The sequence below is a fragment of the Allobosea sp. TWI1241 genome (genome assembly GCF_039673065.1).
Classification (GTDB): Bacteria; Pseudomonadota; Alphaproteobacteria; order Rhizobiales; family Beijerinckiaceae; genus Allobosea.
This window is the reverse complement of record NZ_JBDJKW010000001.1, coordinates 158,929-179,664: the sequence shown is the minus strand read 5'-3', so window position 1 is coordinate 179,664 and position 20,736 is coordinate 158,929. Positions and strand designations below refer to the sequence as shown.

18 protein-coding genes are annotated in these 20,736 nt (G+C 65.8%); 9 read left to right on the top strand and 9 right to left on the bottom strand.

Translation table 11 applies throughout. From position 1 onward, the window contains the following. Positions 1-7 precede the first annotated feature (7 nt). Both fliM and fliL read right to left on the bottom strand, forming a co-directional pair. Positions 8-1,138 carry a flagellar motor switch protein FliM gene (gene fliM, locus ABE438_RS00905; protein WP_346500312.1) on the bottom strand — a complete coding sequence of 377 codons (1,131 nt, stop codon included), beginning with the start codon at positions 1,136-1,138 and terminating at the stop codon, positions 8-10. Positions 1,139-1,165: 27 nt separating this feature from the next. Continuing rightward, the gene (gene fliL, locus ABE438_RS00900; protein WP_346500310.1) at positions 1,166-1,669 is read right to left on the bottom strand and encodes a flagellar basal body-associated protein FliL; all 504 of its coding nucleotides are present in this window, start codon (positions 1,667-1,669) and stop codon (positions 1,166-1,168) included. Positions 1,670-1,958: 289 nt separating this feature from the next. Between fliL and flgF the strand changes: the two genes are divergently transcribed. From flgF to flgH, 4 genes are read left to right on the top strand one after another with little or no spacing between them, the layout of a single operon-like run. After that, positions 1,959-2,702, top strand: coding sequence for a flagellar basal-body rod protein FlgF (gene flgF / locus ABE438_RS00895; protein ID WP_346500308.1), 744 nt, complete (start codon positions 1,959-1,961; stop codon positions 2,700-2,702). Positions 2,703-2,723: 21 nt separating this feature from the next. Then, entirely contained in the window at positions 2,724-3,512 is a 789-nt protein-coding gene (gene flgG / locus ABE438_RS00890) for a flagellar basal-body rod protein FlgG (RefSeq protein ID WP_346500306.1), read from the top strand. A 14-nt stretch (positions 3,513-3,526) separates the two neighbouring features. Beyond that, positions 3,527-4,552, top strand: a complete 1,026-nt coding sequence (gene flgA, locus ABE438_RS00885; RefSeq protein ID WP_346500304.1) for a flagellar basal body P-ring formation chaperone FlgA — start codon at positions 3,527-3,529, stop codon at positions 4,550-4,552. 34 nt (positions 4,553-4,586) lie between these two features. After that, positions 4,587-5,339 (top strand): flagellar basal body L-ring protein FlgH, encoded by a 753-nt coding sequence (flgH, locus tag ABE438_RS00880; RefSeq protein ID WP_346500302.1) that lies wholly within the window; start codon positions 4,587-4,589, stop codon positions 5,337-5,339. Between the two features lie 256 nt (positions 5,340-5,595). Here the strand turns inward: flgH and dksA are convergent, their stop codons facing one another. The 6 genes from dksA to ABE438_RS00850 all read right to left on the bottom strand — a co-directional run bounded on the left by dksA (position 5,596) and on the right by ABE438_RS00850 (position 13,431). After that, positions 5,596-6,018 carry an RNA polymerase-binding protein DksA gene (gene dksA, locus ABE438_RS00875; RefSeq protein WP_346500300.1) on the bottom strand — a complete coding sequence of 141 codons (423 nt, stop codon included), beginning with the start codon at positions 6,016-6,018 and terminating at the stop codon, positions 5,596-5,598. A 147-nt stretch (positions 6,019-6,165) separates the two neighbouring features. Then, positions 6,166-7,125 (bottom strand): SGNH/GDSL hydrolase family protein, encoded by a 960-nt coding sequence (locus ABE438_RS00870; RefSeq protein ID WP_346500298.1) that lies wholly within the window; start codon positions 7,123-7,125, stop codon positions 6,166-6,168. 327 nt (positions 7,126-7,452) lie between these two features. Continuing rightward, complete coding sequence (locus ABE438_RS00865) at positions 7,453-8,916, bottom strand: PIN-like domain-containing protein (RefSeq protein ID WP_346500296.1); 1,464 nt, start codon at positions 8,914-8,916, stop codon at positions 7,453-7,455. A 106-nt stretch (positions 8,917-9,022) separates the two neighbouring features. Further along, positions 9,023-10,207 carry a hypothetical protein gene (locus ABE438_RS00860; protein ID WP_346500294.1) on the bottom strand — a complete coding sequence of 395 codons (1,185 nt, stop codon included), beginning with the start codon at positions 10,205-10,207 and terminating at the stop codon, positions 9,023-9,025. Further along, positions 10,200-11,189 (bottom strand): nucleoid-associated protein, encoded by a 990-nt coding sequence (locus tag ABE438_RS00855; protein ID WP_346500293.1) that lies wholly within the window; start codon positions 11,187-11,189, stop codon positions 10,200-10,202. The genes ABE438_RS00860 and ABE438_RS00855 overlap by 8 nt, the downstream gene beginning before the upstream one ends. Positions 11,190-11,526: 337 nt before the next feature. Then, entirely contained in the window at positions 11,527-13,431 is a 1,905-nt protein-coding gene (locus ABE438_RS00850) for an AAA family ATPase (RefSeq protein WP_346500291.1), read from the bottom strand. Positions 13,432-13,757: 326 nt separating this feature from the next. On the opposite strand from ABE438_RS00850, the gene ABE438_RS00845 reads away from it, so the two are divergent. From ABE438_RS00845 to ABE438_RS00825, 5 genes are all read left to right on the top strand, one after another. After that, the gene (locus tag ABE438_RS00845) at positions 13,758-14,810 is read left to right on the top strand and encodes a hypothetical protein (protein ID WP_346500290.1); all 1,053 of its coding nucleotides are present in this window, start codon (positions 13,758-13,760) and stop codon (positions 14,808-14,810) included. Positions 14,811-14,865: 55 nt separating this feature from the next. Next, a complete protein-coding gene (locus ABE438_RS00840; protein ID WP_346500288.1) occupies positions 14,866-15,255 on the top strand; it encodes a hypothetical protein in 390 nt (129 codons plus the stop codon). Further along, positions 15,252-16,496, top strand: coding sequence for a relaxase/mobilization nuclease domain-containing protein (locus ABE438_RS00835; RefSeq protein WP_346500286.1), 1,245 nt, complete (start codon positions 15,252-15,254; stop codon positions 16,494-16,496). The genes ABE438_RS00840 and ABE438_RS00835 overlap by 4 nt, the downstream gene beginning before the upstream one ends. A 317-nt stretch (positions 16,497-16,813) precedes the next feature. Beyond that, a complete protein-coding gene (locus tag ABE438_RS00830; RefSeq protein WP_346500284.1) occupies positions 16,814-17,959 on the top strand; it encodes a DNA methyltransferase in 1,146 nt (381 codons plus the stop codon). A gap of 8 nt (positions 17,960-17,967) precedes the next feature. After that, complete coding sequence (locus ABE438_RS00825) at positions 17,968-19,455, top strand: DNA methyltransferase (protein ID WP_346500282.1); 1,488 nt, start codon at positions 17,968-17,970, stop codon at positions 19,453-19,455. 7 nt (positions 19,456-19,462) lie between these two features. On the opposite strand, the gene ABE438_RS00820 is transcribed toward ABE438_RS00825, so the two are convergent. Further along, the gene (locus ABE438_RS00820) at positions 19,463-20,731 is read right to left on the bottom strand and encodes a phospholipase D family protein (protein WP_346500280.1); all 1,269 of its coding nucleotides are present in this window, start codon (positions 20,729-20,731) and stop codon (positions 19,463-19,465) included. Between the last annotated feature and the right edge of the window lie 5 nt (positions 20,732-20,736).

Here is a 20,736-nt window from a genome sequence, read left to right as displayed (position 1 = left end):
TCGCGCCTCAGGTGGTGGGGTGCAGATGGCTGGTGTCGAAAGCCGCCATCGTGGTCTTGGAGCGGCGCAGCGGGCTGACCACCTGCACGGCGATCTTGTCGTCGACCCGGCCGATGCGGCCCTCGCTGACGATGAAGTCGCCGCAGCGCAGGGAGGCGACCGATTCGGGCCGCGCGTCGAACATCAGCGTGTCGCCGATCTCGAGCTTCATCACGCGCTTCAGCGGCATGGTGCATTCGTGGAGCACGCATTTCACCGCGACGTCCGCCTGCCAGACCTCGGTGGCGAGATGGTTCTCCCAGATCGGGTCGCGGCCGAGCTTCTCGCCCATGAAGCTCTCGAGCAGCAGCTCGCGGATCGGCTCGATGGTGGCGTAGGGCAGCAGCAGATGGAGGGCGCCGCCGCGGCCCTCCATGTCGAAGCGCAGCTCGATGCGGATGGCGGCGTTGGCTGGCCGCGAGATCGAGACGAAGCGCGGGTTCGATTCGATGCGGTCGACCTTGAAGTTGACCGGCGAGAGCGGGCGGAAGGCAGCCTCGGCATCGCCGAGCACCACGCCGATCACCCGGCGGAGCAGGCTCATCTCGATCGAGGTGAAGGGGCGCCCGTCGACGCGGGCGGCGGCCTGGCCGCGCTTGCCGCCCAGCATGGTGTCGAGCACCGAGTAGGTCAGGGCGGACTCGATGGTGACGAGGCCGAAATTGTCCCATTCCTCGGCCTTGAACACGGCGAGCATCGCCGGCAGCGAGATCGAGTTGATGTAGTCGCCGAAGCGCACCGAGCGGATGCTCTCGAGCGTGACCTCGACATTGTCGCTGAACAGGTTGCGCAGGCTGGTCGAGAGCAGCCGGACCAGACGCTCGAAGATGATCTCGAGCATCGGCAGGCGTTCATAGGTCACCGAGCCCGAGTCGACGATGGCCTGCAGGCCGTTGCGGCCGCCCTTGCCGTCGTCCCCGGCCGAGAAGCCCAGCATGGTATCGATCTCGTCCTGGGTCATCAGGCGATCGATATTGGCTTCGGCGCTCTGCTCGTCCTCGGGCGCCTCGGGCATGGTGGCCCATTCCGCCGCCATGCCCTCGGGCGTGAGCGGCGTGGCCGGGATTTCGGCGTCCTGGGCGAGTTCGTCGTTGGCCATGGCGGGGCGCGTCTTGTCGCTTCTGCGTTACTGGATCAGGAGTTCCTTGAAGAGCACGGCGTCGACCCTGGCCGGGTGGACGGTCACGTTGACCCGCCGCAGCAGCTCTTCCTTCAACCGGTAGAGACCGGCAGACCCTTCGAGGTCGGCCGGGCGCAGCTCGCGCATGAACACCTGGAAGGCGTCCTCGACGCGCGGCAGCAGCGGCTTGACCTGCTCGGCCGTCTTCGGATCGGCGATCTCGAGCACGACCTTGATCTTGACCAGGGGCTGGCGGTCCTGCTGGCCGCCGGAGATGCCGACCATCATGTCCTTCATCTCGACGAAGGAGATCGGCTTCTTGGCGGCGGCCTCGCTCGCGGCGACCTGCTCGGGGCTCGGCTTCTTCAGGAAGAACCAGGCACCGCCGCCGCCGGCGAGGGCGAGGGACAGCACGGCGCCGCCGATGACGATCAGCCTCTTCTTGCCGGCCTTCGGCGCCTCGGCGCCGGCCTGGTCGGTCTCGCTGCTCGTCTTCGGCTTCTTGGCCATGCCCGCCCAACCCGCATCGGTGGCCGTTCGTGCCACCGGTTCCCTGAGGAAGACCCTGGGGGATTAGGGTTAACGCCTCGTTAAGGTCGGCAATTTCTGCCGGGCCGTTCCTGCCGGTCGGTGCGGTCCGTGCCGGGCTCAAGCTACGTACTATCGGTCATTAATCGTAACGATATCAGTATCTTGATTTAAATTAACCATGCTGGCACGGCGCTTGCCAACCTGTTCGGTGCGATGGCCGCGCTGGGGAGCGTCGAGGCCGTCGCGGGACAGATCGGGAGCAGAGGCCGTGGAAAACGCGCTTCTCGTCGGATTGTCGCGCCAGATGGCTCTGGTGCGGGAACTCGACGTCATCGCCAACAACATCGCGAATGTCGGCACGAACGGCTTCAAGGCCCGTTCGTCGCGTTTCGCCGAGTACATCTCGCCGAGCGCCCGCGCCGATACCTTCCCGACCGGCGACCGCCGGCTGTCCTATGTCATCGACAAGGGCACCCCGATCGATCTCTCCATGGGTACGCTGGAGCGCACCGGCAACCCGCTCGACATCGCGCTCGACGCCGGCAACTACCTCGCCGTGCAGACCCCGCAGGGCGAGCGCTATACCCGCGCCGGCGCGCTCGGCATCAATGCCCGCGGCCAGCTGGTGACGCAGTCCGGCCATCCGGTGCTGGGCGAGGGCGGCCCGATCGTCTTCGGCGAATCCGAGAGCAACCCCCGCATCGCTCCCGACGGCACCGTCTCCTCCGACCAGGGCCAGCGCGGCCGCATCCGCCAGGTGCGCTTCGCCGATCCGGCCTCGCTGCGCAGCGAGGGCGAGAACGTCTTCAGCGCGGCCGCCCCCGGCCAGCCGGCCGGCCCGCAGGCCCGGCTCGAGACCGGCGCCTTCGAGCGCTCCAACGTCAAGGCGGTGGTCGAGATGACCCGCCTGGTCGAGGTGCAGCGCGCCTATCAGAACGTCTCGTCGCTGCTCGCGCGGACCGACGAGCTCCGGGCCAAGGCGATCACCCGCCTGGCCGACCAGCAGAGCTGACGCGGACAGGAGCCCAGCGACATGCGCGCCCTTCAGACCGCCGCCACCGGCATGATGGCCCAGGAACTCAACGTCCAGGTCATCTCGAACAACATCGCGAACGTCCGCACCACCGGCTACAAGCGCCAGCGCGTGCATTTCCAGGACCTGCTCTACGAGCACTACCGGCGCGCCGGCTCGGCCACCTCCGACCAGAACACCATGCTCCCGGCCGGCATCTCGATCGGCTCCGGCGTCAAGACGGTCTCGACCGGCCGCGTCATGACCCAGGGCAACATGACGCCGACCGAGAAGCAGTACGATGTCGGCATCCGGGGCGAGGGGCTGTTCCGCATCCGCCTGCCCGACGGTCGCACCGCCTATACCCGCGACGGCTCCTTCGACCTCGACGCGCAGGGCCAGCTCGTGACCCGCGACGGCTATCAGGTCGAGCCGGGCATCACGATCCCCAATAACGCGCTGAGCGTCACCATCGGCTCGCAGGGCACGGTCGAGGTCACGCTGCCGGGCCAGACCGCGCCGCAGCAGCTCGGCCAGCTCCAGCTCGCTCGCTTCGTCAACAAGGTCGGCCTCGAATCGATGGGCGACAACCTGTTCATGGAGACCGCGGCCTCGGGCCCTGCGATCGACGGCGTCGCCGGCGGCGAAGGCTTCGGCACGGTGCAGCAGTACTACCTCGAGGAAGGCAATGTGCAGGCGGTGACCGAGCTCTCCTCGCTGATCGCGGCGCAGCGCGCCTACGAAATGAACTCCAAGGTGATCTCGGCGGCGGACCAGATGATGCAGTCCACCACCCAGATCATGCGCTGAGGAGAGCCATGGCCATGATCCGCTCCCTCCTCGCCATCGCCGCCTTCGGCGCCGCCATGGTGCCGCTCGCCGCGCAGGAAGCCGCCCGGCAGGACGTCCCGGCCCAGGCCGTGCCGGCCGATACGGCGCTGCGCCTGAAGCCCGATCTCACGGTCAACCGCGATATCGTCTCCTTCGGCGAGCTGATCGCCGGCCTGTCCCCGCACGAGGCCTCGCTGCCGGCCTTCCGGGCGCCCGCGCTCGGCGAGACCGGCACGATCCAGGCCGAGCGGGTGCGCGAGGCCGCGCAGCGCAACGGGCTGCTGCGCGACGAGCAGCGCCTCGACATGCGCGGCATCGCCCAGGTTGTGGTGACGCGCGCCGCCCGCCGGGTCACCGGCCAGGACATCGAGGCCGCGGTGAAGACCGCGCTGCAGGAGCGTTTCGGCTTCGATGCGCGCGGCTACGCCTTCGTCTTCGACGGCGGCGCGCCCGTCGTCGCGGTGGAGCCCGAGCTCACCGCCGAGCCGGTCGCCATCGACCTCACCCACGACATCCGCACCGGCCGCGTGCTCGGCCGTTTCGGCGTCCCCGGCAGCGCCGCGACCCGGCTGAAGCCGGTGCGCGTCAGCGGCCAGCTCGTCGAGACCGTCGACGTGCTGGTGCCGCTGCGGACCATCGCCCGCGGCGAGACGCTGGTTGCCGGCGATCTCGGCGTCGAGCGCCGCCCGCGCGAGCCCGGTGCCAAGGACCTGATCGGCGAGGCGCGCGGCGCCGTCGGCAAGGTCGCCAAGCGCTCGCTGCTCGCCGGAGTGCCGCTGCGCGGCGCCGACGTGCAGCGCGAGGAGATCGTCGGCCGCGGCCAGATCGTCACCCTGGTCTACGAGCATCGCGGCCTGCTGATCAGCATGCGCGGCCGGGCCAATGAGGCGGGCGCCATGGGCGACGTCATCGCCGTCACCAACCCCGAGTCGAAGCGTGTCCTCCACGCCACCGTCTCCGGCCCCGGCCGCGTCAACGTCAGCCCTCCGGGCGGCGGCCACGTCGCCGTCGTGCGCTGAGCGCCGGCCCCGTCATCGATCCGGACGAAATCCCATGACCCGCATCTCCACCCTCTCCCTGCCGGCGGCCCTTGGGCTCTCCCTCCTGCTCGGTGCCTGCGGCGCCGGCGAGCGCCTCGCCAATGTCGGCAAGGCGCCTGCGCTCTCGCCGATCGAGGACCCGACGGCCCAGAAGGGCTACAAGCCGGTCCAGATGCCGATGCCGGCGATGGAGCACGCCTCCTACGCGCCGAACTCGCTGTGGCGCACCGGCTCGCGCGCCTTCTTCAAGGACCAGCGCGCCCGGCTCGTCGGCGATCTCGTCACCGTCAAGGTCAAGGTCACCGACCGCGCCCAGCTCGACAACAGCACCAAGCGCAGCCGCAAGAACGGCGAGGGGCTGGGGGCAACCAACGCCTTCGGCTTCGAGAACAAGGTCGACAACTTCCTGCCGGACGGCGCCAAGCCCGGCTCGCTGCTGAAGCTCGACTCGAACGGTTCCAGCGAGGGCAGCGGCTCGGTCCGCCGCGCCGAGCAACTGACCACCAACGTCGCCGCCGTGGTCACCCAGACCCTGCCGAACGGCAATCTGGTGATCGAGGGCAAGCAGGAGATCCGCGTCAACTTCGAGGTGCGCGAGCTGATCGTCGCCGGCGTGATCCGTCCCGAGGACATCGAATCGGACAACACGATCGAGTCGAGCAAGATCGCCCAGGCCCGCATCGCCTATGGCGGCCGCGGCCAGATCACCGACGTGCAGCAGCCGCGCTACGGCCAGCAGGTGATGGACATTATCCTGCCCTTCTGAGCCCGGTTCCCGAGATCCGGCACGGAGATGGCGACGCTCCCCACGTCTTGCGCCTGTCCGTGCCGGCAGGCGGCTTCTCCCGAGGCCGCCGCTCCTCCCGGCCGCCCGCCACGCTCCCCAAGCTTCCACGGCTGGCGGCCACGAAGCCCCGCGCCTCCCGCGCGGGGCTTTCCTCCTTCGCCGATCTGTCACGGCATGAAAAAACCTCCCGCATCGCTGCGGGAGGTCGAAGGCAGTCCTGAACGGCCGGCCGGGATCAGTCGTCCCGGAAGACCCGCTCGTTGCGCTCGTGACGCTCCTGCGCCTCGAGCGAAAGGGTGGCGATCGGACGGGCCTCGAGCCGCTTCAGGGAGATCGGCTCGCCGGTCTCCTCGCAATAGCCGTAGGTGCCGTCGTCGATCCGGGCCATGGCGGCCTCGATCTTGGAGATCAGCTTGCGCTGCCGGTCGCGGGCGCGCAGCTCGATCGCGCGGTCGGTCTCGGAGGAGGCGCGGTCGGCGATGTCCGGATGGTTCTCGCTCTCGCTCTGCAGCGTGACCAGGGTTTCCTTGGCCTCCTTCAGGATCTCCTCCTTCCAGGCGAGCAGCTTGGCGCGGAAATACTCGCGCTGCCGGTCGTTCATGAAGGGCTCGGTGTCGGAGGGGCGGTAATCGGGGTCGAGGGTGGTCTGCTTCGACATGGGCAGGCTTTCTGAATGAACGTCTGCTCGATGACCCCCAACCGGCTTTGCCGTCTGGAGGCCGCCGATTTGGCGCCCTTATACCGGCTGGCCCCGGCCGGAACAATCGCTTTCATCCAGTCGAGGATGGTCGACCAAAGTATTGATTCAGCGTCTGATTTTGACGATCTCTGCCGCAATGTCGCTTTCGACACGCCGCGCGATCGCCTGCCGGTAGTGCGTATGGTCGAAATAGTTGTCCGGCTCGCGATTCTCCGGCCGGTCGACGCGCCAGTCGACCAGCGCGGTGCGCGGACGGCTGGCGGCGAGGCGGGCGAAGGCGTCGCGGCAGGCGGCGTCGGCCTGCGCACCGGGGCTGCCCGGGACCGGCTGGGCGCTGATGAAGTTCGGCGGGCGCAGCAGGATCACCGGGACCTCGGGGGCGAGCCTGGCGAGCAGGGCCGAGAGCTTCTCGGCGGCGGGGAAGGGGCCCGAAGCGTTGCCGCCGGAGATATCGATCGGCTCCTGCAATCTGGCGCGGCGCACCGGGTCGGCATGGAAGCCCTGCAGCTCGTAATTGGCCTCGTAATCCCAGTAGCCGTCCGGACGGGCGCGCTCGGGCCGACGGGCGAAGAGATAGCCGAGCCGGCGCGGCATCTCCTCCAGCACGTCGAAGCGCATCAGCCCGCCGAGATAGGCCAGCGGCGAGGCCGAAAATAGCCAGTCGGGGAAGGGCTTGTCGCCCGGCATGGCGGGATCGGGCGTGCACCAGCGCGTATCGACGCCGATCACCAGCGCCTCGGCCGGCTCGCGCCTGTGGCGCAGGAACCAGTCGAGCAGGACCAGCGTCTCGCGCGGCCCCGTCGCCGGCGCGATCAGCGAGACGAAGGGAATGCCGGTCTTCGCCTTGAGCTCGTCGGGCGAGACCAGCTGGATATGCGAGTTGCCGAAGATCGCGCCGCGGAAATGCGGATCGCGGCCGCGGCTGGCGGCCGCCGTGCGCGGGCCCTGCGGGCTGATGCCCTCCTTCAGCGGCAGCGGGCTGCGGCCGGTGTCGTAGGGGTCGATCAGCAGCGCGAGCGCGATCAGCCCCCCCGCCAGCCCGAGCGCGGCCAGCAGGAAGCTCACGGCGAAGCCGCGCCAGCGCGCCTCAGTAGAATTTATCCCCGAAAGGTTCGCCAACTGTGTGTGTGAAGCCATTGATCGGCCTTGATAATCCTCTTGTCGATCCGCCATCAGTCGTCAAACTCGGGTCTCTCTTCTGCGTCTCGCTATCAAACTAGTGAAGTTTCCCCTACACCCTGCGATTCGGCGATGTGCAGTTTGTCGCCGGAGATACCGGCTGCTCAAAATCATCTCCTATCAACACGACTCAATCCCAGGTGAGGCAACCGAGGCGATTGCCCGCCGATGCCCGGGCGACTGCTTTTTCAAGATAATGAGTTTCCTCGTCTCCTAAGGCAGGACGACCAGAGATCCCGGCGCGTTGATCGTATAGTAGAAGCGCACCTCATCTCGATCCGAGCCCCTGGTGTCGTCACGAATACCAGCGATACGCCCACCCATGACAGCACCCTCCTCGTTCTCGACCAGGAAGGCTTCGTTCAACTGGATGGTGTAGTGGCTGGACGTCGTATCGATCGTGTCGATGGACACGACCTGTCCGAGGTCAGCGTTCTTGACCCTTCCGATCCTCCGGGTCGATCCACGCTTCATCAGGTGTATGGAGGTGTCGCTGGCCTTCGAGAAGGCGACGTCGAACCCGAACCTTCCGTGATCGACACGGATCATTCCGTTGTGGGTCGAATAGTCGAAGACCTTCTCGCCCGCCGGCACCGCGGGCCCGCCACCGTGGAAGCGCATCTCGCTCGATCGCCTCGATGTCCGGATCGTATCGGCAAACGGCATGTTCGCGCTTGAGATAGCCTGAATGGCGCTGTTGGCGGTCGCCTCCGCGATCTGCACGTCGGCGACGAGGTCTTCGGGCGCCTTCATCTCTCGAAGCAGGTCATGCAGGCTCGACAGCCGGAGGGATCGCCCATCGGATGCGCGGCGATAAGCGTCGACCAGTTCGGGGCGTGGGTAGATCGGCTGCTTGTTCGCCCTCACAAACCAATCCGCCTTCTGCTCGCCGGTGACGAAGACCAGGTCCTTCTTCAGGCGGGCGCCCAGATCAAGCAGGGATAGCCAGACGATCACGTCGCCGATGCCTTGGTCGTCCTTCGATGCGTCCTTGTAGCCCGGGGGCACCTTGTGGGTGAGGCCATACTGGAGCTCCTCCAAGACCTTCTCGTCGGGCACGCCGGGGCCGATCATCTGATCCTTCCGGAAGGTCTCGGCATAGATAGCGGTCACGGGGTCGTCTCCCCGCCAGGATTTCATCTGGCGCGCGAGAAGCTTCAGCTGAGCGATATAGGCCTTCGCGGCCTCACCATGTGCCGTTGCCGCCTTGTCGAGCGCCTCCTTGTCCGGGAAGCCCTCCATCAGCAGGGGGCTCACAGGTGCGTCCCAGCCGGCTAGCTTGGAGATGCGTTCGTCGAACGCGTAGACCATGTCGGCGAGCTTGCCGTCGCGGTTCTTGATAAACTCCCGTGCGACCTGCTCCGGTAGGAAGAGGCGGCTCTCGCCGGCGAGCTTGGCGTAGACCTTGGCGATGCCTGCGAGATCGCTCTTGCCAAGCTGGTAGGGCAGCAGCAGCGCGTTGGTATCGAGTGCCACAACGACTTCCGGGGAGGACGTATCCACCGCGGCGGTGGGGTTGAAGACGTTATGGGGTTCCGGGTAGAGCCGGCTCAGGAGGAAGTGATCGATCTCGCCAGGCGCCGGCTTCGCTGCGGGCTTCCTCTTGTCCTTGCCTTGCTCACCTGGCTTAGGCGAGTCGGATGGCTTCTCGGGTTCCTGCTTATCGTTCTCGGTCATGGGAGACCCTTGAGGGAAGCGGCGTCGGCGGTGGGCTGGCGAGAGGCTCGGACGAACGTTCGGGGATCTTAGTCAGTGAGGCGCAGCATTTGGGTCAGTCTCGCCATCACGAAAGGCATTTCAGCGGATCGACACCCGTCAGTCGCAGATAGGCGAACGTGGCGAAGGCGACGCCTAACGTCGCCACGATCGCCACGACGAACAGACCGATCCTGTGCCAGACGATGCGGCCTGCAAGGCCCGAGAAGATGGGTGTGAACTTGTCGCTGATGGCGGCGTAGTCGGAAACGAGCTTTCGCTTCTGCCTATCGATCTCGTCCTTGAGCGCGGTAAGCGTCAGCCACTGGTTCACGATGGCCAGGAGCAGCAGGAGAACGAAGATCCAGGCGCCGGCTAGGACGGCGACGTTGGTCCAGAGGTCCAAGCCACATGCATTCGCGACCTTGAGCTGGGACGCGACGATGACCGTAGCCACGGGAATGCCGAGCAGCTGGCCCTGGATGTCCACGAACGTCTTGTGGATCTTGGCCACGAATTCGAGCTTCGCCGCTTCGACCTCGCTGCGGATGCGATTGTAGGAGAAGCTCGAAGCGAACAGGCGATATCCATCGCGCACCTCGTCGGCCACCGTCCCTACGTTGGTAAGCAGATAGGCGAAGCGCGCCGCGGCAGGCTGGGACTCGGTGAGGTGTGCGACCGCCTCCGTGAGGATCGACAGCTTCTGGTCGTGATGGACGACGTCCTCGAAGAGCGCGAGCAGCCGCTCGGCATCCGCTACCTCGAACCGCCGCAGATCTGCCGCGTCATAGCGGATTGGAACGACGAACTTGCCCTCGCGGAAGAAGACGAGCTCCTGTCTCGTTCGGTCGAGATACGAGGCCGCCTCCGATAGGAGCCCCACGACGGCGATCGCCTTTCGGTAGCGCGTCTGAAAATCGCTGGCAGGCTCGGTCGACGGCTCAAGCTTGCCGGCGATGACGAAATAGGCGGACGGCTCTTTCGACCGTGCCTCGGGCGTCATCAAGAGGGCGTCGAAGTTCTCGACAAGAAGACCGATGCCAGTCCGCGGTGGCCTGAACTCCACCTTGACGCGATCTCCGACCTTCAGGCCGGCGAGATCGACGTCCGGAAAGAGGCCCGTGTCGTTCGCGACTTCCTGGCTTTCGTCGGCCTCGCGCAGCAGGGCGATGGCGTCCTCGGACACGATGGTTACCTCGCCTTCGCGTGCGCCCGCCGCGAAGGTCGTGTTCCGGTAGATGCCGAGCAGCCGATCGAAGGTCGTCTCAGCCATCGCGCGCGAATTCTTCGCGGAGCCTGGCGGTGAGATCGGCGGGCAGCTCCTTCAAGGTCAGGGTATTCTCGGCCTCGTTGAACACCACCTTGCCGCCGGTGATGGCCTCGCGCTCAAACTCGACGGTCCAGTCCTGGGTCTGCGCCTTGAAGCGGACGAGCATCCTGAGACCCCCCCTATCGGGCACGAAGCCATCGTTCAGCTTCAACTCCGGATCGGTCAGCGCTTCGAGCAGAACGTCGGGCGCCGCAGGCATCAACTCATTCGCGAAGGCGTCAAAGCTGAGTTCGAGGCGGGCCTTGGAGGCGCGCTCGCAGATGTCCTTCGCACGGGCCAGGAACTGGTTCTTGGCGGACTGGTCCATCTCTTGCGCGTCGGCGAACGACTTCAGCGCCCTGACGAGCCCGACTGTGTCCTCGCGATCCTGGACGGCGGTATCGCAGCCCAGGAACTGCTTGAAGTAGTCAGAGACGTTGCCCTTGCCCTTTAGGAAGCCGATGTAGCGGTCCTGGTCCTCGGACCATGCCGTCAGGTTGATGCGGCCAGCGAAGCGAAAGCCATCGATGTCGAGATGTTCTACGTCCCTCACGTCAAGCTCTCCCGTCAGTCTGGCGCCGAGCTTGTCGTTGATGATCGCGACGAGCAGGTACTGGGCTCCATCCCTTGCGAAATGCGCAAAGAAGACGTGGCCGCCTTGCGCGGCGCCCTTGTTGCTGGCCTGTCGCCGGAGCGTCTCCATCATCTTGGATGTCATCGCGTAGAACTCGGTGCAATCGCCGTCGAGGTAGGCTCGCATGTGCTTGCGCGTAGGCGAGTAATCGTCGTCCAGGGAGAACTTGCCGTGGGATTTTGAGGTTCGCCGGCGATACAGTTGGTAGAGGTCGTCGATCACGCGCTGGGTCGTCTTCGAGACCGCCAGCCCCTCCTTGCCGAGTTTAACGTTGAAACCCTCGCGCGTCTTATTCAGGTCATGCACGGCCACGTGCGTAATCTTGTTCTCCGACACTTCGCCCCCGCCCGCTCGCGCGACCTGGAACGGTCGCGGCCACGGCACCCGTTATAGCTGCATGCCGGCGCCCATTGCATCCATCTATCTGCTAGACTCAGAAGGCGGGAGACAACACGATCGCCCCTGAAACGCGCGCCTCGATCACGTCCTACTTCGACGTCCGGCGACGGTGGTTTCGAGCCCATTAGTCCTATGGGGGTGATTAAGCGATCTGCTAATTGAAAGTGCCCCCGGAGCGTTTGCCCGGATGTGTGAAGCCTTTGATCGGGCCTGCCCGATCTGGGCATCCAGTTCGCACGAGCTGTCAAGCTCAGGCTAGCCTCATGCGCCTCGACGCAGAGGCCTCGAACGCCGCTCTCAATCCGACGATTCGGCGATGGGCGTTCGCCGACGAGGTCACCGCTCGCTCGAAGGCCTCGATGTCCCCGATCAGCACGACTTGGTCCCGAGCCCGCGTCACCGCGGTGTAGATCAGCGACCGATCGAGAAGTCGGCTTGGAGCGATGGGGATGACGACTCGCGAGAACGCGGACCCCTGCGCCTTGTGGACGGTGATGCCGTAGGCGAGCGTCAGGTCTTCGAGCTTGGCTCCGGTGAGTTCGTGCCTGACGCCGTCGAACTCGGCCTCCAGCCCGTCCTCCAGGATGTCGGTCACCGTGCCCAGGGAGCCGTTCCTGAGTCCCATCCGGTAGTCGTTGCGCAGGAACATGACCGGCTCGCCGACCGCGTAGTCGGGATCGCTCATCCTCATGCGGCCGTGCCGGAGCAAGGAATGGAAGTGCGCGTTCACCGACTCGGTCCCGGCCTCGCTCCGCTTGGTCGGGCAGAGGATGCGGATGTCCTCGGACCATCCCCCACAGGTGGAGACGGCGTCGACGACGTCCTGTAACGTCGGCGAGCGGTTCGGCCCCGAGCCCGGCAGGAAGACCACGCCCGAGCCCTTGCCGTCCAGCGCCTCGCCCATCTTCGGAAACCTGCCGGCTCGGATCTCGCCGGCGACGACGGGGATGCCCGTCTCGGCGGCCTGTCGGTGAATGCGGACGAGCCGAACGAGGGGGATGCCCGGCACGTCCACCAATTGGTGCAGGACCAGCCCGAACCCGATCGGCGGCAATTGGGCGTTGTCGCCGACCAGCAGCAGCCGGCATCCTTCGCCCATCCGCATCATGAGGCGGTAGAGGTTCGGCAGGTCGACCATGGAGCTCTCGTCGACGACGACGAGCGCGTTCGCGCCCAGGCTCGCCGCCGTGTGCTCCGCGGCGAGGAACGCCGCGATCGTGTGGGCGGGCCTGCCGGTGGCCTCGCTCATCCGGACGGCGGCCCGCCCCGCCAGGGCGACCAGATGGACGGAGCGACCGAAGGCCGCGCAGGCGTCGCAGATCGTCCTCAGCACGGTGGTCTTTCCGACGCCGGCCCCGCCCACAAGGATTCCGACCGGCGCCCGGACGCCCATGACGACGGCGTCGCGCTGCTCGGGATCGAGGACGGTCCCGCCAGCGCGCTCGCGCGCGTCGAGCCAGGTCCGGATCTGCTCGTCCGTGGTGCGTGAAGTGAGGAGGTCGCGGACGCCCCGATCCGCCAGGAGGTCTCCGATCCGGTCGGCGACGTAGGTTTCCATCATGTGGGCGCCGGCGGGCTGGTAGCCGTCCGGCACCTCGAAGGCGGCACCTTCCTCGACCGCGAGCGCGATCGCGCGCTCGCCGACAGGGATGCCCAGGAGGTCTTCGACAGCCGCTACCAGCCGCGGCCGCGGCGTCACGGTGTCCTGTTCGACGAGGCGGCCGTAGAGGACGGCCTCGACCGCGGCCACCAGCCGCTCCGGCGCGTCGGGCTGGACGCCGAGGCCGCGGCCGACGCGATCGACGACCTGCCAGTCCATGACCGCGAGGAGATCGTAGGGCCTGGTCCGAAGGCGGCCGGGGGCCTCCTCGCCCCAAAGGGCGACGATCCTGGCCGCTTGGCGCGGGCCGATGCCTTGCTCGTCCAGCCAGACGACGACGTCCCCCTCGGCGAGGCGCAGCCGCCAGGCGGCAACGAGCGTCACGGCGCGCTCCTCGTCAAGCACCTCGGCCAAGGCGCTCACGTCGCCATTGGCCAGCACGCGGGGCAGGTCCTCGCCGAACCGATCGGCGAGGCGCCGCGCGCTGGCGGGCCCGATGCCCACGAAGGCCGGGTTCTCGACGAGGTGACGGACGATGCCGGCGACGTTGCCCATACCGGCGCTCTAGCATGCATCCGGCCGGTTGGCTTCCTCCCGCCTTCGACTTCGGTCGGGATGATGTACCCGGTCACGCGCCGCCCGCCCGCCAAGGCGTCGTCCGGTAGCGGGCGTCCATCCAATGACGCCGGCCGCGCGGCACCGTCCGACGTCCCAGGACGCGCCTAGCGGCGGTCTCTCGCCTTCGCGGGGTCGTGCCGTCGCCGGCATTGGCGAGCCCCACCACGCCACGGCGAGGCTCCCTTTCCTGCGGGTCCACGGGCGGCGGCCCTGGGGATGCCGAAACCGGCATCATCTGGACGGCGCCCGCAGGGATGCCGGCCATGGCTGGCTTAACCGCTTTTCTTTCGCATCCAATGTCATCCCCGGCGCTTTCCGGGGCCGCTGCCGCGAAAGCGGCCTCCTCTTCAAAGGTCGGCCTGGCGTCATTCACGCAGGCTCTCTCGATCTTGTCTGACATCGCGGCTCTCCGGCGGGATGACCGGATTCTTGCTCCGCGAGCCCGCCCGGCCAAATCAGAGGAAAGACGAAGCGGTGCGCGCCATCACGCAATCCATGGTGGGCATGCGCCCAGCCGGTCGTCGTCCAGGGAGGCGGGCCAGACGATTCGCTCGGCATGCCAAGTATTCAATCAAACATTCCGTTTCCAGAATCGATCATATTTTATCTTTGTCGAATTTGTCTCGTGTCGCTCTACGAAATTTTGTCATCCCTCTGGTCATGAAGCAATTAAGTGCTTTCTTGATCGCTCATCCGTTTTCTGGATTCGCACGGATATTGTCATGCCGCGCAAATGGCTTACACGCATACTTTTGAGGAGGGAGCAGGAAGCTGGCGCCGTCCAGGCGGTGCGCGCGCCGAGCGTGCCTTCACGCAGCCGCCTGGCCTTGTCCGCTCCGCGCCTGCCTTCGCTAGCCACCGCGACCCGGGACTACGCCCGCGCGGTCGAGGCCAATCTACTCGATCGCAAACGGCGCGAGGACCTCGATCGGTGGGCGGCTGCCATGGGGCCTGCGATCTGGTCGTGGCAGCGTGCGCGCCAGCTCACCGATCAGCCGCCATGGCGCGCGTCGCCGCAAGCGGAGGAAGATCACGAACGGAAGCGCGCCGTCGAACTTCTCCTCGGCGACGTCCTGACCTGGGAGCGAGCCGTCGTCGTCCTGGATGCGCGGATCGCCCGCGCCCAGCTCTACGACCGTCCGATCCCGGCCGCGCTCGTCGTGCCGCAGGAGGTGATGGCCATGATCGAGGCGAAGCGGGCGGCGGCGCTGGAGCGGGCGGGCAAGGCGCGGACGAGAGGGGAAGGGGGCGGCGCCCCGCCGGCGCTCAGGCCCGACGAAAATCTCTCCCACCCGCCATACCCCAAGCCGAGGTGAAGGCCCGACAGCCGACACCACGGCATTCCGAGACCAGCCTATGCCCAACTCGCACATGAACAATCCGAAGATCCCAGCCCACGGCCAGGTGGCGAAGCCGACGCGCGCCGCGCCCACCCGCCGCGGCCTCGCCATCCGGTTCGTCACCCGCATGTCAGAGGATCTGGACCGGGCCATCGCCGAGCACGCGCGCCGCGATGGCCTGACCGCCGGCGCGTTCGTGCGCCGGACCATGCTGGAGAAGGTCGCCCTCGATTCGGAGCGCGACGCGCGGAGCGGGCGCCCGATCCGCAAGCCCTCGGACTACGACGCGGCGATCGGCGCGGCGGTCCGGGAACTCGGCGCGGTCAACGCCGCGGTTGCCGCCGGCGACAGGGACGCCGCGAACGCCGGCCTCGATCGCGCTCGCGCCGCCCTGATCCCGCTGGTGGTCCGGCGCACGTGATCAGCGGCGCCACACGAGGGACGGGCGTCGGCGACGCGCTCGCGCGCCATCTCCTGAAAGAAGACGAGAACGAGGTCCGCATCCTGCCCGGGCGCGGCCTCGGAGCCGCGTCGCTGTCCGGTCGGATCGCGGAGCTCGCCGCCCTGTCGGCGGGCGGCAGGACCGACCGGCCGATCTATCACGTGCATTGCAGCCCCGATCCCGGCATCGCCAACGACGCCGCCGCCCGCGCCCGCTTCTGGCAGCTTTTCGAGCGGGAGTTCGGCATGGAGGCGCATCCCTGGTGCGGCGTGGAGCACGTCAAGCACGACAGGAAGCATGAACACCGAGTCTACACGGTCGCGCAATCGGATGGCTCGGTCGTGGACCTTCGCTTCGACTTCGTCCGGCGCGAGAAGATCGCCAGGATCGTGGAATTCGAATTCGGGATCGCACCGGTGCCGTCCAAGCACGCCAAGGCCATCGTCGCGGGCCTGCGGCGGGACGGTCGATCGGACGTCGCCGATTGGCTCGTCGCCGCTGGCATGACGGCCATCGCCCGGCCCATCGCGCCGCTGACGCCTCGGGAACGCCTCATCCAAGAGAGAACCGGCGTCTCCCTCGATGACGTCAGGCGCGATGCCCTCGCGGCCTGGCGGTCGACTTCGGACGGTCCCGGCTTCCTCGCGGCCCTTCGCGAAAGGGGCCTCGACCTGCGGCAGGGCCGCGCCGGCCCGGTCGTGGTCGACGCCGCCGGCACCGCGCATCTCGCGACCCGCGTGATCGGCGCCGCGGCGCGATGCTTCGAGGGCACCCGCATCCGCGCCGCGGAGGTCAAGGCGCGCCTGAACGGAATGGAACTGGAGCTCCACGGAAATGGAATGGACGGAGATCGAGCGGCGACTGGCCGCACAGGACAGGCTGCTGCATGCGATCCTCGCGGCGCTAGCGCCGCCCTCGGAGGAGGGATCGGGCTTCGACGACCTGATCTCCACCCTGTCGGACCTGACGGTCGCAGTCGCGGACGTGACGGACGCGGTCCGGGCGCTGCGCTGGCACAGCTCCGCGCCATCCCCGTCGCCCGCGGCGCCGCACTCGGCCGATGCGTGACGGGGTTAGATGTCTCGACCGGGCGTCATCTGGCCGCGATGGAGCGCGCCCGGGAGGCCGTCGAGCGGATCGAGGCGGCGGCGATGGCCGATCGGGTGCGAGACTGGGCGCTGTGGGGGAAGACGGATATCTGGGGGCTGCCGCTGCGATGACGCATGCTCAGGCCACTGCGGTCGCAAGCGCGGCACGTGTTAACTAATGAGGATAAATGCGCATAAATGCGCATTTATCCTCTCGCGCTTTTCATGGGGACCCGTTAAGATTCGTCGATTCGTGGTGCGGGGGGGAAGCCTATGAGAATAACGGTGCTTCTGTCTCCCGCGGACGGCGCGCGACTTGAAGCCTATTGCTCGGCGCAAGGACACAAGAAGAGCACGCTTATCGCCAGACTCGTTCGGGAACATCTTGATCGCGAGGGCTTTCCACATCCCCAAGGCGCTGTCTCGCCGCGCAAAAAGCAGAGTGCTGAATGATGCGAGGCAGCCCTTCTATACACGCTTCACCAACTGTGAGTGGGGGCGTCGGCGAACTCGCGACGCTCGATTGGGACTTCCCAGGCAGCGTTCCACAGGATTTGCATTCGCTTCACCCGTATCCAGCGAAGTTCATCCCGGAGATACCGAAAGCTCTGATCGCTGCGCTGGCGCCGCGCTCGGGTACTTGCGTGTTCGACCCCTTCTGCGGCAGCGGGACTACCCTGGTCGAAGCACAACGCGCTGGCATGTCTGCCGTTGGCGTTGATCTCAATCCTATAGCTGTGCTTCTGAGCCGGGTGAAAACCGAACCGCTGCCGGAGAGCATAGGCAAAGCCCTTGCCGAGGTCACCGAAAAAGTGCTCGCGGCGGAGGCGGTCACAATCCCTGAAATCCCGCGACTGAACCATTGGTTCAAGCCTGATGTACAGGATGCATTGGCACGGCTCGGACAGGCGATTCATTCATCTGCTCCCGAGAATCGGGACATTCTTAGGTTGGCGATGTCCAGCATCATCGTGCGCGTCTCGAACCAGGATAGCGACACACGCTATGCCGCCGTCCCTAAGAAGGTGGTTGGCGCAGACGTTCTTCCTCAATTCGCAAAGGCGACGAAGAAGATAGTTGCCGCGCTTATGAACCGTGCGAAACCATCCGGACCCAGCCGCGTGATTGAAGGCGACATTCTCAAAGTCGCGGCCAATCAGATTGGCGATGTCGGCCTTGTGGTGACGTCGCCCCCATATCCGAACGCTTATGAATACTGGCTCTACCACAAGTACCGGATGTGGTGGCTAGGCTTCGACCCCCTTTGCGTCAAGGAGCATGAGATCGGAGCGCGCGCACACTTTTTCGGTCCGAAGAAGCACGACGCTAGCGACTTCGCTCGTCAGATGGCGGGGCTCGCCGAGATGCTGCGAGAGGTCCTCGTCCGTGGGGGGCATGCATGTTTCGTCGTCGGTAGATCGCGCATACACGGTCAGGATGTGGATAACGCTGGGATCATCGCAGACGCTTGCGCTGAACGCGGGATGGAATTGGTCCATCGGATCGAGCGGGCCATACGCTCCAACAGGAAGTCGTTCAACTTGTCGCACGCCAACATCAAGACCGAGACAATTCTTGTTCTGCGTAGGAATTGATGATGATAATGCACCTCTCCTGGCACGACTATGCCTACTTTCCCTACGAACGCGATTTGGCGTTGAGAGAGGTCGCTGCGATCGTCGGCTGTCAGTTCGATCCCGATTCAGGGGGCCTCATGGTGCGGGGCTCGGAGCCGAGTTCGGAGCAGGCGAGGCGCCTAACCTATTTTTCCGCGCTTTCGTTCGGTTCCTCCCGCATGAGGACCATCCAAAGTGAGCTTGAGCAGGCGGCGCGTTCGGCTTCCAAGCGGCAGGCGACCCGATATTCCGCTCACGGCCTCCATGAATACAAGGGCAAGTTCAATCCCCAGGTCGCGCGCGCGATCCTGAACATCTTCGGCGCGGGGCCGGGAAAGAAAATCCTGGATCCCTTCTGCGGCAGCGGCACGACCTTGGTCGAGAGCGCGCACCTTGGGGCCGAAGCCACGGGGATCGACATCAATCCCATGGCGGTGTTCCTCAGCAATGCCAAGCTCCTCTCTCTGACCGTTTCAGAGACAGATCTCAAAACCGCCGCCACAAAGGTCCGTAAGGACTTTGAGAGGCATCGGTCCCGAGATGCCGGTTTCGACGCCGGCGAGCGCCGCCGATACCTCGAAGCCTGGTTCGAGCCGAGCATTCTCGCCACGATCGAACGTCTGCGGATCGCCATCACCGAAAAGGCGGGTATCTGCGCGCCCGTATTGCTGGCGCTTGCGAGCGACCTCTTGCGCGATTATTCGCTCCAGGATCCCGCAGACCTTCGTATTCGTCGTCGGACGAGCCCTCCGCCATCGGTCCCGTTCATAGAGGCCTTCGCCGCAGCCTGCGACCGATTCATCGACAGGATCGCCGCTGCTCAGGCCGTCCTCGGCGAAATGCGAGGTGCCGGTAAAGCAATCCTTGGTGATGTCACCACCGGCGCGTTGAACGACGCCAGGGCCGGAGCCTTCGATATGGCCATAACGAGCCCGCCTTACGCCATGGCGCTGCCCTACGTGGACACGCAACGTCTGTCGCTCGCATGGTTGGGCCTGATCGGCCCGGAGCGGATCAGGCCGTTGGAGAGCGAGCTGGTCGGCAGCAGGGAGTTCGGCAAAGCGGGGCGATCGCGGTGGGAACGACGGTTGTCCGAGAACGCGGATCGTTTGCCCGAGGCGCAGCATCGCATCTGCATGAGGTTGTCAAAGGCCCTCGGGCCGTCCGATGGCTTCCGTCGGCAGGCCGTCCCACCGCTCCTTTACCGGTATTTGGTAAGTATGCGGGACAGCTTCTCGAAGGTGGCGGAGGCGATGAAGCAAGAGGCGCCATACGCCCTAATCGTCGGCCATAACCACACGGTCTTGTCGAACGTTCGCTTCGATATCGATACGCCTGCGCATCTTGCGGCGCTCGCCGAAAGCGTAGGCTGGCGTATCGAGGAGACGACTTCCCTCCAGACATACCGACGATACGGACTGCACGCGAGCAACGCTGTAGAGGCCGAGACGCTGCTGGTGCTCCGAAAGCTCTAAATTCGTCCTATTCGTCTCCGACCGAGCTCGCATAGCCGAACCGATGCTTTGCACGCTGTCCCGTGAGGCGACTGGCGAAGTCGGCATACGGCTGCTCGTCGGATGCTATCAGCCGCACGATGAAATCGTCTGGACTGCCTTCATCACAGCGCTCCACCACCAACACGCCCATGGCATCGAAGCTCGGGGGAACGGCATCGCGTATCTGGGATATTGGCCCCAGCCGCAGGCGATGCTCGGGGGCATGCCCTTCTCGCTCTTCCCGAAACCATTGAACGAAGTCGATACGGCGGCCCATCTCCCCCGTTAACGAGGTGATTAGCCGCGCGGATGTCGCCCATTCCAGCCGAGGACCGCGACCCCGGTCTATCGATGCGAACTTCCCAGGCCAGCCCCAGAAGTCCGGATGAGTATCGCGTACCGTGATGGCCAGGTCCGGCTCGAAAGTACCGGACGCCCCCTTTAGCTTCTTGACGTCGGTCGATGTGAGGGTTCTGACGAACAAGGTTTCGACGGCGCTAACGACATCTGGCACACCTTCCGGCGTTGCCTCCGCGGGGCTGCCTTCCAATGCAAGGGCCTCAGACGATTCCTCCTCGGTGAAGTCGATGGGCAACGCTGGCAGGTCGATCTTGGGAACTTCGGGCGGCGGTGCCGTGAAAAAGCTCGTGGTCTTCCCCAGGCGTGGAAAGGCAGCCGCATTTTTGGCCGCCTTCTGCCTGAGACGAGTCTCCGTGGCTATGAAGCCGCTTTCGAGAAGCTCCTTGATGTGATCGGCTCCACCGAGCGCGGTGCAAAAATCGGAACCCACTATCTCGTCGAACTCGTCCATGACGGATTCGTAGAACGTGGCATCCGAAGCGACGTCACGCGGCTGCAGGTCGATCGTGAGGTTACCTTCGTAATTCGAAAAGAGGCCGCCGCCGGTCAGATTCGAACTCCCGACCAAGACACGGGCATTTCGGGGATGGGAGCCTCCGCTGTCGAAGCAATATATCTTCGGGTGGAAGGTTTGACGCGGGTGCTTGTGAAATAGGCGAACTTGGGCCCCCATTTGATGAAGGTGCATCAGGGCTTCGGCGCTCGTTCCCCCAAACGAGAGGCCTACGACTACCTCAAGCTTCGCCATGCGAGGGCCTAGGATTTTCTGCAGCAGACCAACGCCATAAACCCTTGCCCAAGCTACCAGTATGCGTCCGCGCTCGATTCCGAATTTGGTCTCGACGTCGCTGATGTCGGCGTACGCGGAATTCTTGGGACCGAGCAGCAGTCGCATGAGGG